Below are 16,663 nucleotides of genomic sequence, written 5' to 3' on the forward strand. Positions count from 1 at the left end.
ATTTATGCTCCTAAGCCAAAATACGTGAAACGGTATTAATCAGCTTTTCGGGTTTAAACGGCTTTATCATCCAAGCCTTTGCTCCCGCTTGCTTACCTTGACTCACGAAATCAGAGCCCGATTCTGTGGTTAGCATCAAAAAAGGCGTAAAGCGATATTGGCCCATTTCTTTCACCTTCTTCAACAAGCTCAGCCCATCCATGTTTGGCATATTCAAGTCACTAATGATCAGGTTGATTTTGCCGTCATCTAGCTTGTTGATTGCGTCAAGGCCATCACAGGCATCAATGACTTCATAACCTTCAGCGAGTAGTGTCATTTTTGCCACCTGACGAATTGAAGCCGAATCATCTACTATCATAATTTTCTTAGTCATAAGACCTCCTAGAAAAATGTTACTTCGTCTTCAACATGGTCGTGTTGAGACGTATTTTCAGTGGTTGAAACATGACATTCCCTTTCTTCTTTCATGGTGTAAGAGTTGAACATTTCTTGCTGCAATGCAGCCAGCCCTTCCTCGCCTAGCTCACCTTCTGTCCTGTATAGTGAGACTAATGAAGTAAGCCCTTTGCAAATGTGCTCTAGCTTTTGGCTCACTCTATCTTGAAATTGAAAATCGGTTATCGCGTCGTCGACGTTCGCTTTTATCTTGCTTGCGGTATCATCTAATCCATGTACCGATTGCGTCAGCTCATTAGCGACCGTCGCCATCTCATTTAGCACTTTTCGGATATGTAATTCAGCGTCATCCATAAGCGTAACGTCTTGTGCCTGTGATTCGGTGAGCTTTTCAGTATTGTCAGCAACGGCATTGGTTAAGCCGTTCATCTTTTCAATAATAAGCTCTGCAGCTTCTGAGGTAATATCCGAAAGCTCACGCACCCTTTCCGCTACCACGGCAAACCCCCGACCGGCTTCCCCCGCTCTTGCAGCTTCAATTGATGCGTTGAGTGACAATAACGTGATCTCTTTTGATATTTTTTGAATAGATTTGGTTTGCTCAGTTAATTCCTTGGCGGCATGGCTTACAGCTTGATTGGAATTGACGACCTCGAGTTTTGAACCAAGAGCCACACGCAAACTGTGCAGGACTTCATTGAGTTCTTCTTGACTGTGTTTGGCAAAACAGTGTTCATCATCACCGAAGTTTTCTACTGAACCTCGTGCCGATTCAATCGTGTTATTTAGTGCCTGTCTTAACTCTGAAAACTGCAAGGTGAGCCCTGAAACCGAGTCATTACCCAAAGTTTTAATACTGTAGACCTGATTAATAACAGTTTCTAAAATCGCGGCTACAGATTCTGTATTGTGCAGCTCTACCTCGCAATGCTCTTGCATCTCACTCGAATAACTAGCAAATGCCTCACAATCAAGAATGACTTTTGCGGTTAAATGACGCTGCCTTAACGTTACCGCTAAGAGTGCACTGGTGATGAGCACAGAAGATAACGATAAGATATCAACGCGAACACTGAGTAATAGCGTGAGAGACAATACTAGGCTTAGCAACACCGCAGCGCTAATGTAGTACTTGTAGATTGCCTTTAGCTCATTAATTGGAAGTATCTGCATTATGCTGACTCCCCAAGGTGACTGCCACGCTCGCTTAACTCTATCAGCTCAGCCATCTCTTCAACTGAGAGAACTTTTTCAAGGTCTAGCGCGATGAGTAGCTCATCTCCGCGTCTTACCATGGAAGCGATGAAGTCGGCTCTGATTTGCGCGCCAAACTGAGGTGAGTTGGTTAGATCTTTTGCGTCAACTTCTATGACTTCATTAACGCCATCAACAATGACACCCATCTCAATGAGGTTGTCAGAAATACTGAATTCACAAATGATAATGCAGGTTCGTCTGCCAACTTCTATTACTTCTCCACAAAGCCGAGCTGACAGATCGATAACGGGTACAACTGAGCCTCTTAAATTGATCACTCCTTTAATAAACTCAGGCATCAAGGGGACTTTTGTCACGGAGCCCAATTCAATAATCTCCTTTATTGACAGGATCTCAATTGCATAGCAATCCTGTCTTGACTGAAAAGTGAGATATTGCAATGACTGTGTGTTTTCTGTGATCGCTTGCATTTTTCACCTCGTCTCATTTGTCTTATATGTTACTTTAGTCTCGCATTTCTTATCTGTCAAAATTTGAGCAATAATTTATGTTAACTATTTTTGAGTGGTAAAAATAATCTTAAAAACAGGTGGTTATAAACAATTTCGTAGTATTGAGTATTACCGCAGTGACGGATTTATAGTGGATTTTTTGACAACGAAACCTGTGGCAGAAAGCTAAAGCCAACTGATTGAAAACTGGATAATCAGAACAAAAACAATAAGGAAGTACATGAATTGCAAAGAAACGCTAACCTAATGAAGGCTAATTTTATTATGAACTGGGTTTGATTGATTACTTATCCGTAAATTCGTCGGAGAAATCTGCTTCGCTGAGTTTAGGAAAGGATACCGTAAACGTTGTGCCTACACCGACTTGTGAGTCAACTTGAATGCGACCCTTGTGCTTGGCGACGATGCTATATGATAGAGACAGACCAAGGCCAGTACCTTGACCAACAGGTTTGGTGGTAAAAAATGGGTTAAAAATTTTATTGATGTCCTCAGCTGGGATCCCTTTGCCAGTGTCTTGGATGGCAATAATCACCTCGTTTTGTTTATCTTCGATAGAGATAGTTACCGCACCGCTTGACTCTATCGACTGTGCAGCATTGATGATTAAATTTAAAAATACCTGATTAATCTGCATCGGCTGACAATATAGCAACACTTCATCATCAAGCGAGTAAGTTTTGTTGATAACCGCATGGTACTTAATTGAGTTATTGGCTATTTTCAGCGTACTTTCAATCCCTTTAATGAGATCTGCCTCTTGCCACTCCTGGTTATCAACATGAGAAAAGGATTTCAAACTCTCAACTATCTTAGAGACTCGGTCCAGCCCTTCTAAGCATTCTTGCAGTAATTCAGGCACGTCCTCCTTTAAAAAATCAATACTATGCTGATTTTGGAGCTGCTGCTCCTGCTGTGCTAAACCAATGTCAGCAAGTGTACTAAAATTCGATTCATAAAAATCGAGCATCGCAAACAGCCCGCTAGCCTGGCCTTCTAAACTTTGAATATTGGAATTCACAAAACCAATTGGATTGTTGATTTCATGCGCCACGCCAGCAGCAAGTTGGCCAATTGCAGCCATTTTCTCAGACTGTAGTAATTGGTTTTGTGCAGCTTCTAACTTAAGGTTGAGTGTTTTTAACTCCTGCTTTTCTATCTCTAATGCTTCGGTTAGACGTTTTTGCTCTTGATAATAGCTCGCAAGCTCCGTCACATCTTGTATGATCACGCATACCTTTTTCACTTCTTCAGAATGCTCAAAAATCGGCACATATTGAATGTTCTGATACATTGAAGTTTCATCGCCAGTAACGGGACGGCTGCTGCTAAGTTCAAACACGTGAGGGCGATGCTCCCAGTAGCTAAAACTTGCTGCTTTTAAAGCAAAAACACTCTTCAATTTCCGCTTAATGATTTTTGCAGCTTCAGGAAATACCTCATCGATGGACATGCCCTCAATATTTTTGGGAGTGTTATCCGGTAGCCGGTTTTTCAAAAAATCATTCGCAAAAACCACCGTATGTGCTTGGTCTAGGACACAAATTCCAACCGGAATGTAACGCTGCAATTCGCTAAACACAGTCAGTCCTCTATTCCAAGCATGGCATTAAGTTTTTGGATCACTGTTTTAATGGAGTTTTCATCTAAACAAATAATCACTCTCGAATCAAAAGCAATAGACTCGATTATAAATGCAATTTTCATTACTAATGTGGTTTTCCACTCAGCAATGTCGTCGGATAGTTGATGTTTATAAATAGTCGGCATAGTCAATGAGGTTTTAAGCTCTAGCTGGCTAGAAAAGCCGTTTAAACATGCACCAGCCAAAATGTTAGACAAATCTAATAAGACTTCATTGAGATCAGAGTCATCGAGTGGACTATCGTAGTCCATAAGCTCGGCTATTTCTTGTAAGCCTTGCGGTGACAATAGATTAATGACTTCACCTTTAATTTCCCCTAAAAATGACTGCCTCGTTCTGTAAACATGTGCGGTATTACAGATCTCATTGAGTTGATTTGGGCTTACCGAAGTAATTTCAGGGATAGATAAGCTAATTTTCGTTTCAATTAATCGAGCTAAAGAGTTCGCTGCCTGGCCCATGGATATATTCATTAGCTCTTGCAAGCCATCCCTTTGCTCTTCACTGAGTGGCATGTTCATAATAAACCTAGCTCTTGTAGCGTGTTATGTAACTCTTCTTTTTGTAATGGCTTTTGCAAAAAGCGAAATGCGCCGAGTTTATCCACCAACTTCTTCGCTTCGGGCTGAATATCAGCGGAAATAACGATTACCACGGTTTTTGCGTGGTGTTCGTGTAGATGCGTAAGAACTTCAAAACCATCCATTTCTGGCATAGTGAGATCCAAAAATAACACCTCAGCTTTGCCCTGCTCAACCATCACCAATGCTTCTTTGCCATTTTTTGCCTCACTGACCTCGACATCCCAGTCTTCAGGTATTGCCCTAAGCACAGCCTTTCTCGACATCATAGAATCGTCTGCAACGGTTACTGGAATTGCCATGAGCACCACTCCTATTTCACTATATTGGTAAAAAGTATGGTCTTTGGCTTTTTGACTGTCAAAAAATTATGAGTAAAAAGTGACTCATTTGTCCTCTGAATAAAGGAAATTCGATTCGAATAACAAATGATGCCTCGATTAATTATCATAAATGGTTTTAGCCGTTCTTGACGAATAGCAATTTTAAAAATCTTTGTATGATGTGTTCTTTTTAATCTATTAAATATAGGGCTAAGCCCTATATTTGCTTTAGAGATTTTAAAAATAAAATCTTAGCGAAAAACTAGCTATCAAAGCCGTTTAGCATTTTGTCACAAACCACAGGAGTTGGCCTATGATTGTCATCTACGGCAACAAAGGTAAAACTACCGGTAATTGCTAAGTGTTTATCATCTTTGTGCATTCTTTCAAGATAGATTTCAACATCAACCTTTAAGCTGGTATTACCAACATGCACTACTTTAGATACTAATTCAGCAAAAGTACCAGCAGGAATTGCCTCTTTGAAATCGACTCGGTCTGACGAAATCGTTACCAAAGGTTTGCGACAAAAACGCGTTGCAGCAATAAAGGCAACTTCGTCCATCCAAGCCAGTGCGTCACCACCAAATAAGGTGTTATGGTGGTTTGTACGACCTGGGAATACGGTTTTTGTTACGTGTGTGATTGAGCTTTTAATGCGTTGCTCAACAATGGCTTGTCTTTGTTCGTCTGTCATTTTTGTACTGCTTTATCCGCTATTGTATCTTTCATAAGTAGAGCTGGATCGAGTCGCTCCCCGAACCAATTAAAGCGCCAATCTAAATGCGGGCCAGTTACCCTGCCCGTCGCGCCAATTTCAGCGATTTTATCGCCTGTTTCTACCGTATCGCCAACCTTAACATCCAGTTTACTAAGATGGATATACGTAGAGGTAATGCCGTGACCGTGATCGATAATCAAAGTGCCGCCACTGTAATAAAGATCTGGATTTGCAAACACCACTTTACCCGATACCGGCGCTAAGACCGGCTCACCCGTTTTGTTTGCGATATCTAATCCAAAATGTGGTCGTTTTGGCTCACCATTAAAATATCTTTGGCTACCATAAACACCTGAAATACGGCCCTTCGCAGGTCTGAAAACGGGGTCTTTAAAGAATAATAAATCCGAATTGCCTTGTCTTGCTTTTGACACGGCTTGTGCTTCTTCACGTATGCGCTTTAGCACCGACTCTGGTGGCGAAACATACTTTTTCGCCACTCCCGTGATCTTGTCTATATCGTAATCTCTTTTCGTGATCACTATCGCTTGGCGATGCTTTTGACCATCATCAGACTGCCAACTCAAGATGTGGTTAAGTTCAGCATCACGGCCAAAACCAAACACGAAATAACCATCTTTAGAGCGCTTTAATTCTGTTTCGTTTAGCTTTATCTCAGTTGCATTTTCAAGCTTACCGACGACCAAGCCACCTTGTGTCAGGTTACCTTTTAATTCAAGCGCCTCAGCAAATAATGTGGTGCTCGCAAGCAATATGACAATTGCACGTTTAAGCATACGCAATCGCTCCTTTTCCAACCCCTTCGTATGCTCTTACTTCAACCTTATCATGTGGATTTTCAAGCTTTATTTGGCCTGCAAGATAATCCGCAATACATTCAACTGTTGTATCGCAAGGTAATATATCGCAACGCGATTTGCTGATCGCCAACTCAAAATATCCCTGCGACGAGGTATACGCGAACGCATAATCTTTATCTTGAGCGGTTACATACTGAAGCAAACTAGGATCAATCAAGTCTTCTTCACTGCCAAGATAAATATCTTGCCATTTATCCGCCCATTGTTTTTGTAATCTAGGCATGCTGATATCGTTGAGCTTCACACCAATCAATGAACGATGACCATGAATAATACGCTGACAGTTGCCATCGTGTTTCTTTAAGCCATGGCTGTAGTGATAATAGAAGCCTGTTGCAGCCTCTGGACGCAGTGTTATATCTAAATCTTTCACGTTTTCAGGCATATGCGGCATAATAACAGACTTAAGGTAAGCAATGGCATTGACTTCATTGATTTCATCCCCTTCCACTACACACACCGCCTCTTCCGGTGCATTCATGGCTAAGTGATTTCCATCAAATTGCATATCAAATTCAAATCGGCCTTCACTGTGTTTTGCATTACACGCAAGCGCGCTGGGTACCGCTAATTTGTGATCCAGCTTTTCGTCGATAATACGTTTGATTTGCTTTTTAACTTTTGCAAAGTCTAACACCATAGACTCTTCGTTTAGCTCACCATGCAACACAATATCGGTGATCCAACTTTCACCTACCGCACCACGACGTGGGCAAAGGTACGAAAAATCAATTACGGTCAAAGAGTCAACAAAAAGGAGCATAGGTCACCCAAAATAGCCTGCTAAAAAATCATCCCCGATTATAATGATTTTCACATTATAAATCGCCCCTAATTGGAACTGATTTGCATTTAATCTCTTCAATTTTTTGAAATTTAATCAAATAGACATATCTTTAGCGCAAAATTTACAAGTCTCCGTACGCTTTTTAACTGTTCGGAGTTGTTTAGCGTACATCTGTACGCTAAAGTAGCGTCAATTTGCAAGTTAAGAAGAAGATTTATGGAACCGAAGAACAGCTATACAAAAGAAGAACTTATTTTATGTGGTCGTGGAGAAATGTTTGGTGAAGGCAACTGCCGCCTACCTAGCGACAACATGCTGATGATGGATCGCATCGTTCAAATTAATGATGACGGTGGTGAGCATGGTAAAGGTCAAATTATTGCTGAACTCGACATCAATCCTGATCTGTGGTTCTTCGACTGCCACTTTAAAGGTGATCCAGTAATGCCTGGTTGTTTAGGTTTGGATGCGATGTGGCAATTGGTTGGCTTCTTCCTTGGTTGGTCTGGCGGTCCTGGTCTTGGTCGTGCACTCGGTGTGGGCGAAGTGAAGTTTACGGGTCAAATCTTACCGACTGCTAAAAAAGTGACTTATCGCATTGAAATGAAGCGCGTTATCAAACGCAAGCTATTTATGGGTCTAGCAGATGGCATCGTCGAAGTTGATGGTCGCGTGATCTATGAAGCAAAAGATTTGAAAGTAGGTCTTTTCCAAGATACCAGCGCATTTTAACTTTTTCGCTGTTATCGTTTTATAGCTTTAAAAACACACAAAGCCCCATCTGGGGCTTTGCTCTCCTAAAATTCGGTATCAGGTTTTAAAGATGTTGCGATTATCCATCGCTTCTCGCCATCCGCCTAACCATTCTGATCTGTGTTCTACTTGTTGATAGGGACAATTTTCTTTCGACCGACCGGCTAATCCTGCCTTAAATCCTTGTGAATGTGCTCTTTCTAAACGGTCTCTTTTCTGTCTCTTCATAGGTAATATCCTCACCTTTTTCTCGATCAGCATTAGCGTTTCTAATACTGTGTAGTTCAAACTTAAGCGAACGTCATTCAAAACGAAGATAGTGACTTGCGATATAATGACAATTCGTACTAACAATTTAAATTAAAGATTTTATTGAGAAAAGTTAAACACGAGCGACATCGTATTTCATACAGATGTGCTACTTACCGATGAGATTTGGCCAAACCCATACCTTCAATAAATCACATCTCAGCGAGTCATGCAATGATCAGAAATGTAATTCTTGTACAGCTGAGCACAAAAAGCATAATCATTTTAATTTTATATAGATACCTAGATATTCAAGACGTAAATTATTGGTTGATGATCTTGTTTTTCTATATTTCTCTGTAAAAAAACATTCATAATATAGTAATAAAAAGAGGCTGGACGAATCCAACCTCTTTTCAATAACTTGAGTTTTTAAATCGAGCAAAGCTCAATTAAGCAGTACTGTCTTAGCTTGCTTTAATAACCTCTATACCACCCATATATGGTTTTAGTGCATCAGGCACAATAATTGATCCATCTGCCTGCTGGTAGTTTTCTAAAATCGCAACTAGAGTACGACCTACCGCTAAACCAGAACCATTAAGAGTATGAAGTAGTTCTGGCTTCTTCTCACCACTACGGCGGAAACGCGCTTGCATACGGCGCGCTTGGAAATCCCACATGTTTGAACAAGAAGAGATTTCTCTGTAGGTATTTTGCGCTGGTAACCAAACTTCCAAATCGTACGTCTTCGTCGCACCGAAGCCCATGTCTCCAGTACAAAGCACCACTTTTCTGTAAGGTAAGCCAAGTGCTTGTAAAATTTGCTCAGCATGGCCCGTTAACTCTTCTAACGCAGCCATTGAATCTTCGGGTTTAACCAGTTGCACAAGTTCAACTTTATCAAACTGATGTTGACGGATAAGTCCGCGCGTATCACGCCCATAACTACCTGCTTCGCTTCTAAAACAAGGCGTGTGCGCCGTCATCTTAATCGGCAGCTCTTTTTCGTCGTAAATAACATCACGAGCGCAGTTAGTTAACGGTACTTCTGCCGTCGGAATTAGGCTAAAGCCATCTTGGTCTTCAGATAATGCTTCTGTATGGAACAAATCTTCTGCAAACTTAGGAAGTTGACCCGTGCCAAACAAGCTCGCTTTATTCACAAGATATGGTACATACATTTCGGTATAACCATTTTGCTCAGTGTGCGTATTCAGCATCAGTTGTACAAGTGCTCTATGCATACGTGCTACGCCACCGCGCATCACTGTAAAGCGAGAACCACTTAGCTTAACACCAGTTTCGAAATCGAGACCCTTATCAAGCGCTTCGCCAAGGTCAACATGATCTTTAACTTCAAAATCAAACTGCTTTGGCTCACCCCAAGTGCTTACTTCAACATTCTCAGACTCATCGGCACCTGCAGGTACCTCTTCAGCAGGGAGGTTTGGCAACGACATTGCGTAGTCATTAAGTTCAGCAAGAATTTTATCCTGCTCTTCTTTCGCTGCACTTAATTGGTCGCCCAAGTTTGCAACAGCATCTAGTAAAGGTTGAACGTCTTCCCCTTTCGCTTTAGCTTGACCAATCGCTTTGGAGGAACTGTTACGCTCACTCTGTAATTCCTGAGTTTTGGTTTGTAGCGCTTTGCGCTTTTCTTCTAATTCGGTGATCTTAGCAACATCGAGTTCAAAACCACGCTTTTTCAGACGCGCAGCGGCTTCCTCGATGTCTTGACGAAAGTATTTAGAATCTAACATTGTTTTTTAACCTTTTTGCATGATGAGGCAGAGACCAACCCAGGCCATAAAGATACACGCCACCACGTTTAATGTGACGTTAAACGCCATTTTCACATATTGCCCTTGTTGAAGTAACAACAAGGAATCCATTGAGAATGTAGAAAAAGTAGTCAGCGCACCTAAAAAGCCAATACCTATCAACGTTTTAGATGGAGAAACTGAAATAACTTCTTTTTCAATTAAACCGTAAAGCACACCCATCAATAATGAACCAAGAATATTAACGATCAACGTCCCAAAAGGGAATCCCTTACCTAAGAGTTTTATCGACATATCGCTGATAAAAAAGCGTAACATTGCACCAAACGCTCCACCTAGGGCAATTGTGAGATAATTTATTAGCATCGCTACTTGTACCTCTTGGTGCTACTTTGCGCATTTTGCGTCTGTAGATAGTTGAGCTTGTCGGCGATTTGTTTCTCAAGTCCCCTATCTGTCGGGTGATAATATTGTCGCTCTTGAATGGCTTCTGGAAAGTAATTTTCTCCGGCGGCAAAGGCGCCTGGTTCATTATGCGCATAACGGTATTCTTCGCCAAAACCGAGTTCTTTCATTAGTTTTGTCGGTGCGTTTCTGAGATGTTCAGGTACGGGGTAATTCGGATCACTTGCAGCATCACGTTTAGCTTGATTGAACGCCATGTAGACCGCATTACTTTTTGGCGCACTCGCAAGATAAAGCGTTGCCTGTGCTATCGCACGCTCTCCTTCACTTGGCCCTACCCGATGAAATATATCCCAAGCATTTAACGCAACTTGCATCGCTCTTGGGTCTGCATTGCCGATATCTTCAGTGGCGATCGCCAGCAATCGCCTTGCAACATAGAGAGGATCGCCTCCACCTGCTAATATTTTGCAATACCAATAAAGTGCCGCATCTGGTGCGCTGCCACGAACTGACTTATGAAACGCTGAGATTAGGTCATAATATAGGTCGCCCTTATTGTCATAACTTGATAATTGGCTGGGCAATACTTGTTTTAGTACAAGTTCATTCACCAAATGAGTGTTTGAATTTGGCTCAAAACTTAAGTCAACCGCCTGCTCCAGCAAATTAAGTGCCTTTCTCGCATCTCCCGAAGCTGCTTTGGCGATGAGTTCAAGCGCGCTGTCATCAATGGTGATCGCTAATTTCGACAGCTGTTCATCGCGGGACAACGCATCTTTGAGTACTTGACCTAATTCATCCTCTACAAGCGATTGTAAGGTATAGACACGCGCGCGAGACAAGATCGCGTTATTCAGTGCAAAAGAAGGGTTTTCAGTGGTCGCGCCAATAAAAATAAAGGTGCCATCTTCAATGTGAGGTAAAAATCCGTCTTGCTGGGATTTGTTAAAGCGATGTACTTCATCAACAAATAACAGCGTACGTCTGCCAAACTGAGCTAATCGGTTCTTAGCATCGACTACCGCTTCACGAACCTCTTTAATTCCTGCACTAACAGCGGAAAGCTTGATAAGCTCTGCATCCGCATAGTTGGCAATGATCTCAGCAAGGGTGGTTTTACCCACTCCGGGTGGCCCCCAAAGGATCAGGCTATGACAGCGTCCAGATTCGATCGCACGATAAAGTACAGAGCCTTTGGACAAAATATGACTCTGCCCGACATAATGCTCTAACGAGGTTGGCCGCATTCTTGCGGCCAACGGTCGTACATCTGGTGTAAAATCAAACCCTAAACTAGTCACTGCCTCTTTGGTCGTCTACGACCACTCCTTGTGGAATTGTAAACTCAAACAAACTCTCTTTTACTGGTACATTGACTTTGCTTTCTTTAAAGCTAAACGTAGAGACTTGACCTGAAATATCGTTCACTTTCAATAATGCTAAGCCGTCGTTTTTATCATCAAAACGCAGTGTTAATTGCTCTACCTGCGAGTCTACTTTGTTTTTTGGCGTGATCAGATATTCTTGACCGTTAAGTGCTACGTTGTACTTCAACCATTGACTGTCCTCTTGGGTCGTTAGTAGCACAAATGGCGTAGTATCAATAAGTTTAGTCGTATCTAGGATGGTCACTTGCTCGGCAAACGTATCGTAGTAATAGGTTGTTGCTCCGCTTGATACAAATAAAGTGTCATCCGGCATCTCTTGTTGCCAGCGGATTTTTAGTGGCTGCGCTAAGGTTATCGCCCCTTCACCGGTTTGCAACTCATTGCCTTCTTGATCCTTAACTATTTGCTCAAACTTACCTTGAAAGCTGCTTAATTCAGCCAGTCTTCCTTTTAGACTTTGCATCGCAGCCTCATCAGCCCACACTGGCTGAATAAGGAGGTTTGATAGTACCGTTAGCAACGCAATTTGCTTAAATTTTTTCATTAATTGGCTCCACCTTTTACCAATACATCTCGTGCACCATTATGACCAGGAGCACTTACCACTCCCGACATTTCCATTTGCTCAACTAATCGAGCGGCACGGTTATAACCAACTCTTAACTTACGTTGTACACTCGAAACAGACACTTTGCCTGTTTCAATAACAAACCCAACGGCTTCATCATAAAGTGGGTCAGACTCTTCATCCCCACCTTCCGGTGCTTCGCCTGGTAGTAAAATATCCTCGGTTGCTTCACCGCATAGAATTTCTTCTACGTAGTTTGGTTTGCCTCTTGCTTTCCAGTCACTCACTACCGCATGTACTTCATGATCGTCAACAAACGCGCCATGTACACGAACCGGAACACTCGTTCCTGGCGGCAAATAGAGCATGTCACCCATACCCAATAGGTTTTCTGCACCTTGCTGGTCTAAGATTGTACGTGAATCAATCTTACTTGATACTTGGAACGCCATTCGCGTTGGTATATTCGCTTTGATCAAACCCGTAATGACATCCACTGATGGGCGCTGTGTTGCCAGTACTAAATGTATGCCTGCCGCTCGCGCCTTTTGTGCAATACGTGCAATTAACTCTTCTACTTTTTTACCAACAATCATCATCATGTCGGCAAATTCGTCTATAACGACAACGATACTCGGTAATTTATCTAGCTCTTGTGGTTCATCCGCCATACCGTCTGTATCTTTAAAGAGTGGATCTAAAATAGGATGACCCGCTTCTTTAGCGTCTTTAATCTTTTGATTGTAACCTTTGAGGTTACGAACACCGAGCGCCGACATCAGCTTATAACGGCGTTCCATTTCCCCCACACACCAGCGTAGCGCGTTTGCTGCCTCTTTCATATCGGTAACCACTTCGCATAATAAATGTGGGATACCTTCGTAAACTGAGAGCTCAAGCATTTTCGGATCTATCATGATCATTCGCACATCTTCTGGCGGCGACTTATATAACAAGCTTAAGATCATGACATTAACGCCCACTGACTTACCAGAACCAGTGGTACCGGCCACCAGCAGATGCGGCATTTTGCCTAAATCAGCAACGACCGGTTGGCCTGCGATATCTTTACCAAGCACCATAGTCAAAGGAGATGGATTTTGTTCAAACTTAGGGGCGCCTATCACTTCAGACAAACGCACGATTTCACGGTGTTTGTTAGGTAGCTCTAAACCCACATACGTCTTGCCTGGGATAACCTCAACTACACGCACACTGACTGCAGATAATGAACGCGCTAAGTCTTTTGCTAAACCTGTGATCTTAGCAACTTTAATGCCCGGCGCGAGATCTAACTCAAAGCGCGTAACGACAGGGCCAGGATAGACGCCAACTACCTGGGCCTGAACATTGAAGTCTAATAGCTTAGTTTCAACTAACCGCGAGACCTGATCTAACTCTTCTTGCGAAATTGGGTTTTTAGCCTTGTCAGGTCTATCCAAGAGATCTAATGAAGGCAATGGATCTGCAGGTGGCTGAGCTTCTAGAAGCGCTTCAAATTGCTCTTTTGCGCTTGGTGGAGGCTGATAACCATTGGCCGCCTTTTCAGGTACTTTAGTCTTAAGAGGCCTTGCCGGAGAAACCACTTTGGTTTCATGCACTGGTGCTTCATCCAAGGCATTTAATGCTGCGACAGTATCTAGTGGCTCATCCTCTATCGCTGAAAAGTTGATTTCTTGCTCTAGAATATCATCTAGCTCATCAAATACCGACGGCTCTTTCTTCTCTTGTAAATCAGAGTGCGATGCAGCCGTGGTTTGAGGTGCAGGTTCAGTATTCGTTTTGCGGAACAATTTATCTTTTAATTTGCCAAGTCCACTGGGTTCTTCTTCAGCGTCGAAATCTATATTAATTTCCGTATCGGTTTGTTGCTGGTAAACCTGCTCAAGATCATCTTTTCGCTCAGTAGCTATTATTGGTGTCTCACTTTCTACTCTATCCGTTTTGGTGCCAGCACCCTCCGGTTTCTGAGAAACTGACTGCGTTTGCTCTATATTGCGCTCTGCTGTCAGCCTATCGCGTAACCATCTAAAACCGGCGAGTACCTTTTCACCTAAATAATCAACAAATTCAACCCAAGATACACCAGTAAGTAGCGTCATTCCTGCAAAGAAAAAGCACAGTAACAGTATAGAAGTACCAGTAAAGTTAAAGGCAGGCATCATGGCCCCTGCAACCACATCCCCTACTACCCCACCAGATGAGAAATTATAGATATCATCGAAATTGATGCTGCTGATTGCACTTGCAGAGGTAATAAACAGTGTCGCGCCAATAAGGCGTAAACCTAGCGTGGTGTAATCGAGTTGCAGTAGCTTATGCGGTTTTTTAAACAGTAGATAACCAAGAAACTGAAGTGCCGCTGGGATCAAAAATGCCAACCAACCGAAACTCAGCAGCATAATGTCTGCCAGCCAAGCTCCGGCAGCACCCGTTATATTGTTTACTTTTACGTACTCACCGGATTGAGTCCAAGCAGGATCGGCTGGGTCGAAACTTATCAACGCACACAACATAAATATTGCTGCAGCCGTGCTTACAATCAAACCTGTCTCTAAGAGGCGTTGCACACCATTTAAGCGCATTGTAATTAAACCTTTTTTCTGTTTCTTTTCTGGACTATAAAAGCCCAAAACGTCAGCAAATTAGTGATTTGCGTTAGTATTGCTGTATATACTTACACCTTACCAAGAAATACCTCAAGGTGCACAAGGTTTTATTACTTCTCCTTCTTCTCCTTTTACTTCTTCCATGACCACAAAAGTTCGACTTTCACTGATGTTTGGCAGTTTAAGTAAAATTTCTCCTAACACTCCGCGATATTCTGACATGTCGGTCACTCGTGTTTTCAATAAATAGTCGAAACTACCGGACACAAGGTGACATTCAATAATTTCATCATGCTGCTTTACTGCTTGATTAAATCTATCGAACACATCAGGCGAGTTTTTATTCACTGTAACTTCAACAAACACTAAAAGTCCCTGTCCAAGCTTAGCAGGATCGACTACGGCTTTATAACCTCGAATAAATCCTTCTCGCTCCAGCTTTTTAACGCGCTCCAAGCAAGGCGTAGCGCTCAATCCTATGCGTTTGGCTAATTCTACGTTCGAAATTCTGCCATCTTTCTGAAGTTCGACTAAAATCTTTCTGTCGATTCTGTCTAGTTGTTGATACATAGTGTAGTTTTTTATCCTGAATGATTCATTAATTCAGAGTATATCACTACATTGAAATATTAAAACAGTGAGACACACTGGCTATAGGTAAATATAATAGTCAAAAATTTTACCCCGTTCTTATTTTGAGGCGAATATTATGATTATTGGTGTACCTAAAGAGATAAAAAACCACGAATACCGCGTTGGTATGGTTCCTGCGAGCGTTCGTGAACTAATCAATCACGGTCACGAAGTCGTTGTTGAAACAAATGCTGGTATCGGCATTGGTTTTACTGACGAAGATTATGTTCAAGTTGGTGCTAAAGTTTTAGACACAGCGGCAGAAGTTTTTGCTACTGCTGATATGATTGTTAAAGTAAAAGAGCCTCAAGCTGTTGAGCGCGCAATGCTACGTGAAGATCAAATCCTATTTACTTACCTTCACCTAGCACCAGACCTTCCACAAACAGAAGATCTAATCAAGAGCGGTGCTATCTGTATCGCATACGAAACGGTAACTGATGCGCGTGGTGGTCTTCCACTGCTTGCGCCAATGTCAGAAGTTGCTGGTCGTATGTCAATTCAAGCTGGTGCTCAAGCGCTTGAAAAGTCGCGTGAAGGCCGTGGTATGCTGCTAGGTGGTGTACCTGGTGTTGAACCAGCTAAAGTCGTTGTGATCGGTGGTGGTATGGTTGGACGTAACGCAGCGCAAATGGCGGTAGGTCTAGGCGCAGACGTTACTATTCTTGACCGTAGCATTGATGTATTACGTTCTTTGAATGCACAGTTTGGTAGCCAAGCTAAAGTTATCTACTCAACGGCTGACGCACTTGAAAAGCACGTACTAGAAGCAGATCTTGTGATCGGCGGCGTACTAATTCCTGGTGCAGCGGCTCCTAAGCTTGTAACTGCAGAACACATCAAAGCAATGAAGCCTGGTGCTGCTATTGTTGACGTTGCAATCGACCAAGGTGGCTGTATCGCTACTTCTAAAGCGACTACACACGCAGAGCCAACATACATTGTTGATGACGTAGTTCACTACTGTGTAGCTAACATGCCAGGTGCTGTACCTCGTACTTCAACGTTTGCACTTAACAATGCAACGCTTCCGTACATCATCAAGCTTGCAAACTTAGGCTACAAACAAGCGCTACTAAATGACAAACACTTCATGGACGGCTTAAACGTTCTGAAAGGTCACGTAACGTGTAAAGAAGTGGCAGAAGGCTTCAACATGGAATATGTTGACCCGCGCGCTGCACTAGAAAATGCTTAATTTTGA

18 protein-coding genes are annotated in these 16,663 nt (G+C 42.4%); 2 read left to right on the forward strand and 16 right to left on the reverse strand.

Annotated elements, in window-relative coordinates:
* Positions 1 to 10 precede the first annotated feature (10 nt).
* From GSF04_RS14180 to GSF04_RS14220, 9 genes are all read right to left on the reverse strand, one after another.
* Positions 11 to 376, reverse strand: a complete 366-nt coding sequence (locus GSF04_RS14180; protein ID WP_010372802.1) for a response regulator — start codon at positions 374 to 376, stop codon at positions 11 to 13.
* Positions 377 to 384: 8 nt separating this feature from the next.
* Positions 385 to 1,572 (reverse strand): methyl-accepting chemotaxis protein, encoded by a 1,188-nt coding sequence (locus GSF04_RS14185; protein WP_211857558.1) that lies wholly within the window; start codon positions 1,570 to 1,572, stop codon positions 385 to 387.
* The gene (locus GSF04_RS14190; protein WP_010604740.1) at positions 1,572 to 2,087 is read right to left on the reverse strand and encodes a chemotaxis protein CheW; all 516 of its coding nucleotides are present in this window, start codon (positions 2,085 to 2,087) and stop codon (positions 1,572 to 1,574) included. Before GSF04_RS14190 ends, GSF04_RS14185 begins: the two co-directional genes overlap by 1 nt.
* A gap of 325 nt (positions 2,088 to 2,412) precedes the next feature.
* Positions 2,413 to 3,711: an ATP-binding protein gene (locus GSF04_RS14195; protein WP_211857559.1), complete on the reverse strand. Its 1,299-nt coding sequence runs from the start codon at positions 3,709 to 3,711 to the stop codon at positions 2,413 to 2,415.
* Positions 3,712 to 3,713: 2 nt separating this feature from the next.
* The gene (locus GSF04_RS14200; protein WP_010372790.1) at positions 3,714 to 4,295 is read right to left on the reverse strand and encodes a chemotaxis protein CheX; all 582 of its coding nucleotides are present in this window, start codon (positions 4,293 to 4,295) and stop codon (positions 3,714 to 3,716) included.
* Positions 4,292 to 4,657 carry a response regulator gene (locus GSF04_RS14205; RefSeq protein WP_010372787.1) on the reverse strand — a complete coding sequence of 122 codons (366 nt, stop codon included), beginning with the start codon at positions 4,655 to 4,657 and terminating at the stop codon, positions 4,292 to 4,294. The genes GSF04_RS14200 and GSF04_RS14205 overlap by 4 nt, the downstream gene beginning before the upstream one ends.
* 283 nt (positions 4,658 to 4,940) lie before the next feature.
* A complete protein-coding gene (locus tag GSF04_RS14210) occupies positions 4,941 to 5,375 on the reverse strand; it encodes an acyl-CoA thioesterase (protein ID WP_010372783.1) in 435 nt (144 codons plus the stop codon).
* Positions 5,372 to 6,196, reverse strand: a complete 825-nt coding sequence (locus GSF04_RS14215; protein ID WP_130126332.1) for a M23 family metallopeptidase — start codon at positions 6,194 to 6,196, stop codon at positions 5,372 to 5,374. Before GSF04_RS14215 ends, GSF04_RS14210 begins: the two co-directional genes overlap by 4 nt.
* Complete coding sequence (locus tag GSF04_RS14220; protein WP_211857560.1) at positions 6,189 to 7,043, reverse strand: 6-carboxytetrahydropterin synthase; 855 nt, start codon at positions 7,041 to 7,043, stop codon at positions 6,189 to 6,191. Before GSF04_RS14220 ends, GSF04_RS14215 begins: the two co-directional genes overlap by 8 nt.
* A gap of 240 nt (positions 7,044 to 7,283) precedes the next feature.
* Between GSF04_RS14220 and fabA the strand changes: the two genes are divergently transcribed.
* On the forward strand, positions 7,284 to 7,799 hold the full coding sequence (gene fabA, locus GSF04_RS14225; RefSeq protein WP_010372774.1) for a 3-hydroxyacyl-[acyl-carrier-protein] dehydratase FabA: 516 nt from the start codon (positions 7,284 to 7,286) through the stop codon (positions 7,797 to 7,799).
* A 78-nt stretch (positions 7,800 to 7,877) separates the two neighbouring features.
* On the opposite strand, the gene rmf is transcribed toward fabA, so the two are convergent.
* The 7 genes from rmf to lrp form a co-directional block, all read right to left on the reverse strand.
* Positions 7,878 to 8,048: a ribosome modulation factor gene (gene rmf / locus GSF04_RS14230; RefSeq protein WP_010372771.1), complete on the reverse strand. Its 171-nt coding sequence runs from the start codon at positions 8,046 to 8,048 to the stop codon at positions 7,878 to 7,880.
* Positions 8,049 to 8,536: 488 nt separating this feature from the next.
* Entirely contained in the window at positions 8,537 to 9,832 is a 1,296-nt protein-coding gene (gene serS / locus GSF04_RS14235; RefSeq protein ID WP_211857561.1) for a serine--tRNA ligase, read from the reverse strand.
* Between the two features lie 6 nt (positions 9,833 to 9,838).
* Complete coding sequence (crcB, locus tag GSF04_RS14240) at positions 9,839 to 10,219, reverse strand: fluoride efflux transporter CrcB (RefSeq protein WP_010604733.1); 381 nt, start codon at positions 10,217 to 10,219, stop codon at positions 9,839 to 9,841.
* Positions 10,220 to 10,221: 2 nt separating this feature from the next.
* The gene (locus tag GSF04_RS14245; protein WP_010604732.1) at positions 10,222 to 11,562 is read right to left on the reverse strand and encodes a replication-associated recombination protein A; all 1,341 of its coding nucleotides are present in this window, start codon (positions 11,560 to 11,562) and stop codon (positions 10,222 to 10,224) included.
* Positions 11,555 to 12,193, reverse strand: a complete 639-nt coding sequence (gene lolA / locus GSF04_RS14250; protein WP_211857562.1) for an outer membrane lipoprotein chaperone LolA — start codon at positions 12,191 to 12,193, stop codon at positions 11,555 to 11,557. Before lolA ends, GSF04_RS14245 begins: the two co-directional genes overlap by 8 nt.
* Positions 12,193 to 14,802, reverse strand: coding sequence for a DNA translocase FtsK (locus tag GSF04_RS14255; protein ID WP_211857563.1), 2,610 nt, complete (start codon positions 14,800 to 14,802; stop codon positions 12,193 to 12,195). Before GSF04_RS14255 ends, lolA begins: the two co-directional genes overlap by 1 nt.
* 114 nt (positions 14,803 to 14,916) lie before the next feature.
* Positions 14,917 to 15,396, reverse strand: a complete 480-nt coding sequence (lrp, locus tag GSF04_RS14260) for a leucine-responsive transcriptional regulator Lrp (protein WP_010372754.1) — start codon at positions 15,394 to 15,396, stop codon at positions 14,917 to 14,919.
* Positions 15,397 to 15,535: 139 nt separating this feature from the next.
* On the opposite strand from lrp, the gene ald reads away from it, so the two are divergent.
* On the forward strand, positions 15,536 to 16,657 hold the full coding sequence (gene ald / locus GSF04_RS14265; RefSeq protein WP_211857564.1) for an alanine dehydrogenase: 1,122 nt from the start codon (positions 15,536 to 15,538) through the stop codon (positions 16,655 to 16,657).
* The last annotated feature ends 6 nt before the right edge of the window (positions 16,658 to 16,663 follow it).

This window comes from Pseudoalteromonas sp. A22, from assembly GCF_018141345.1.
In the GTDB taxonomy this organism is placed as follows: domain Bacteria; phylum Pseudomonadota; class Gammaproteobacteria; order Enterobacterales; family Alteromonadaceae; genus Pseudoalteromonas; species Pseudoalteromonas maricaloris.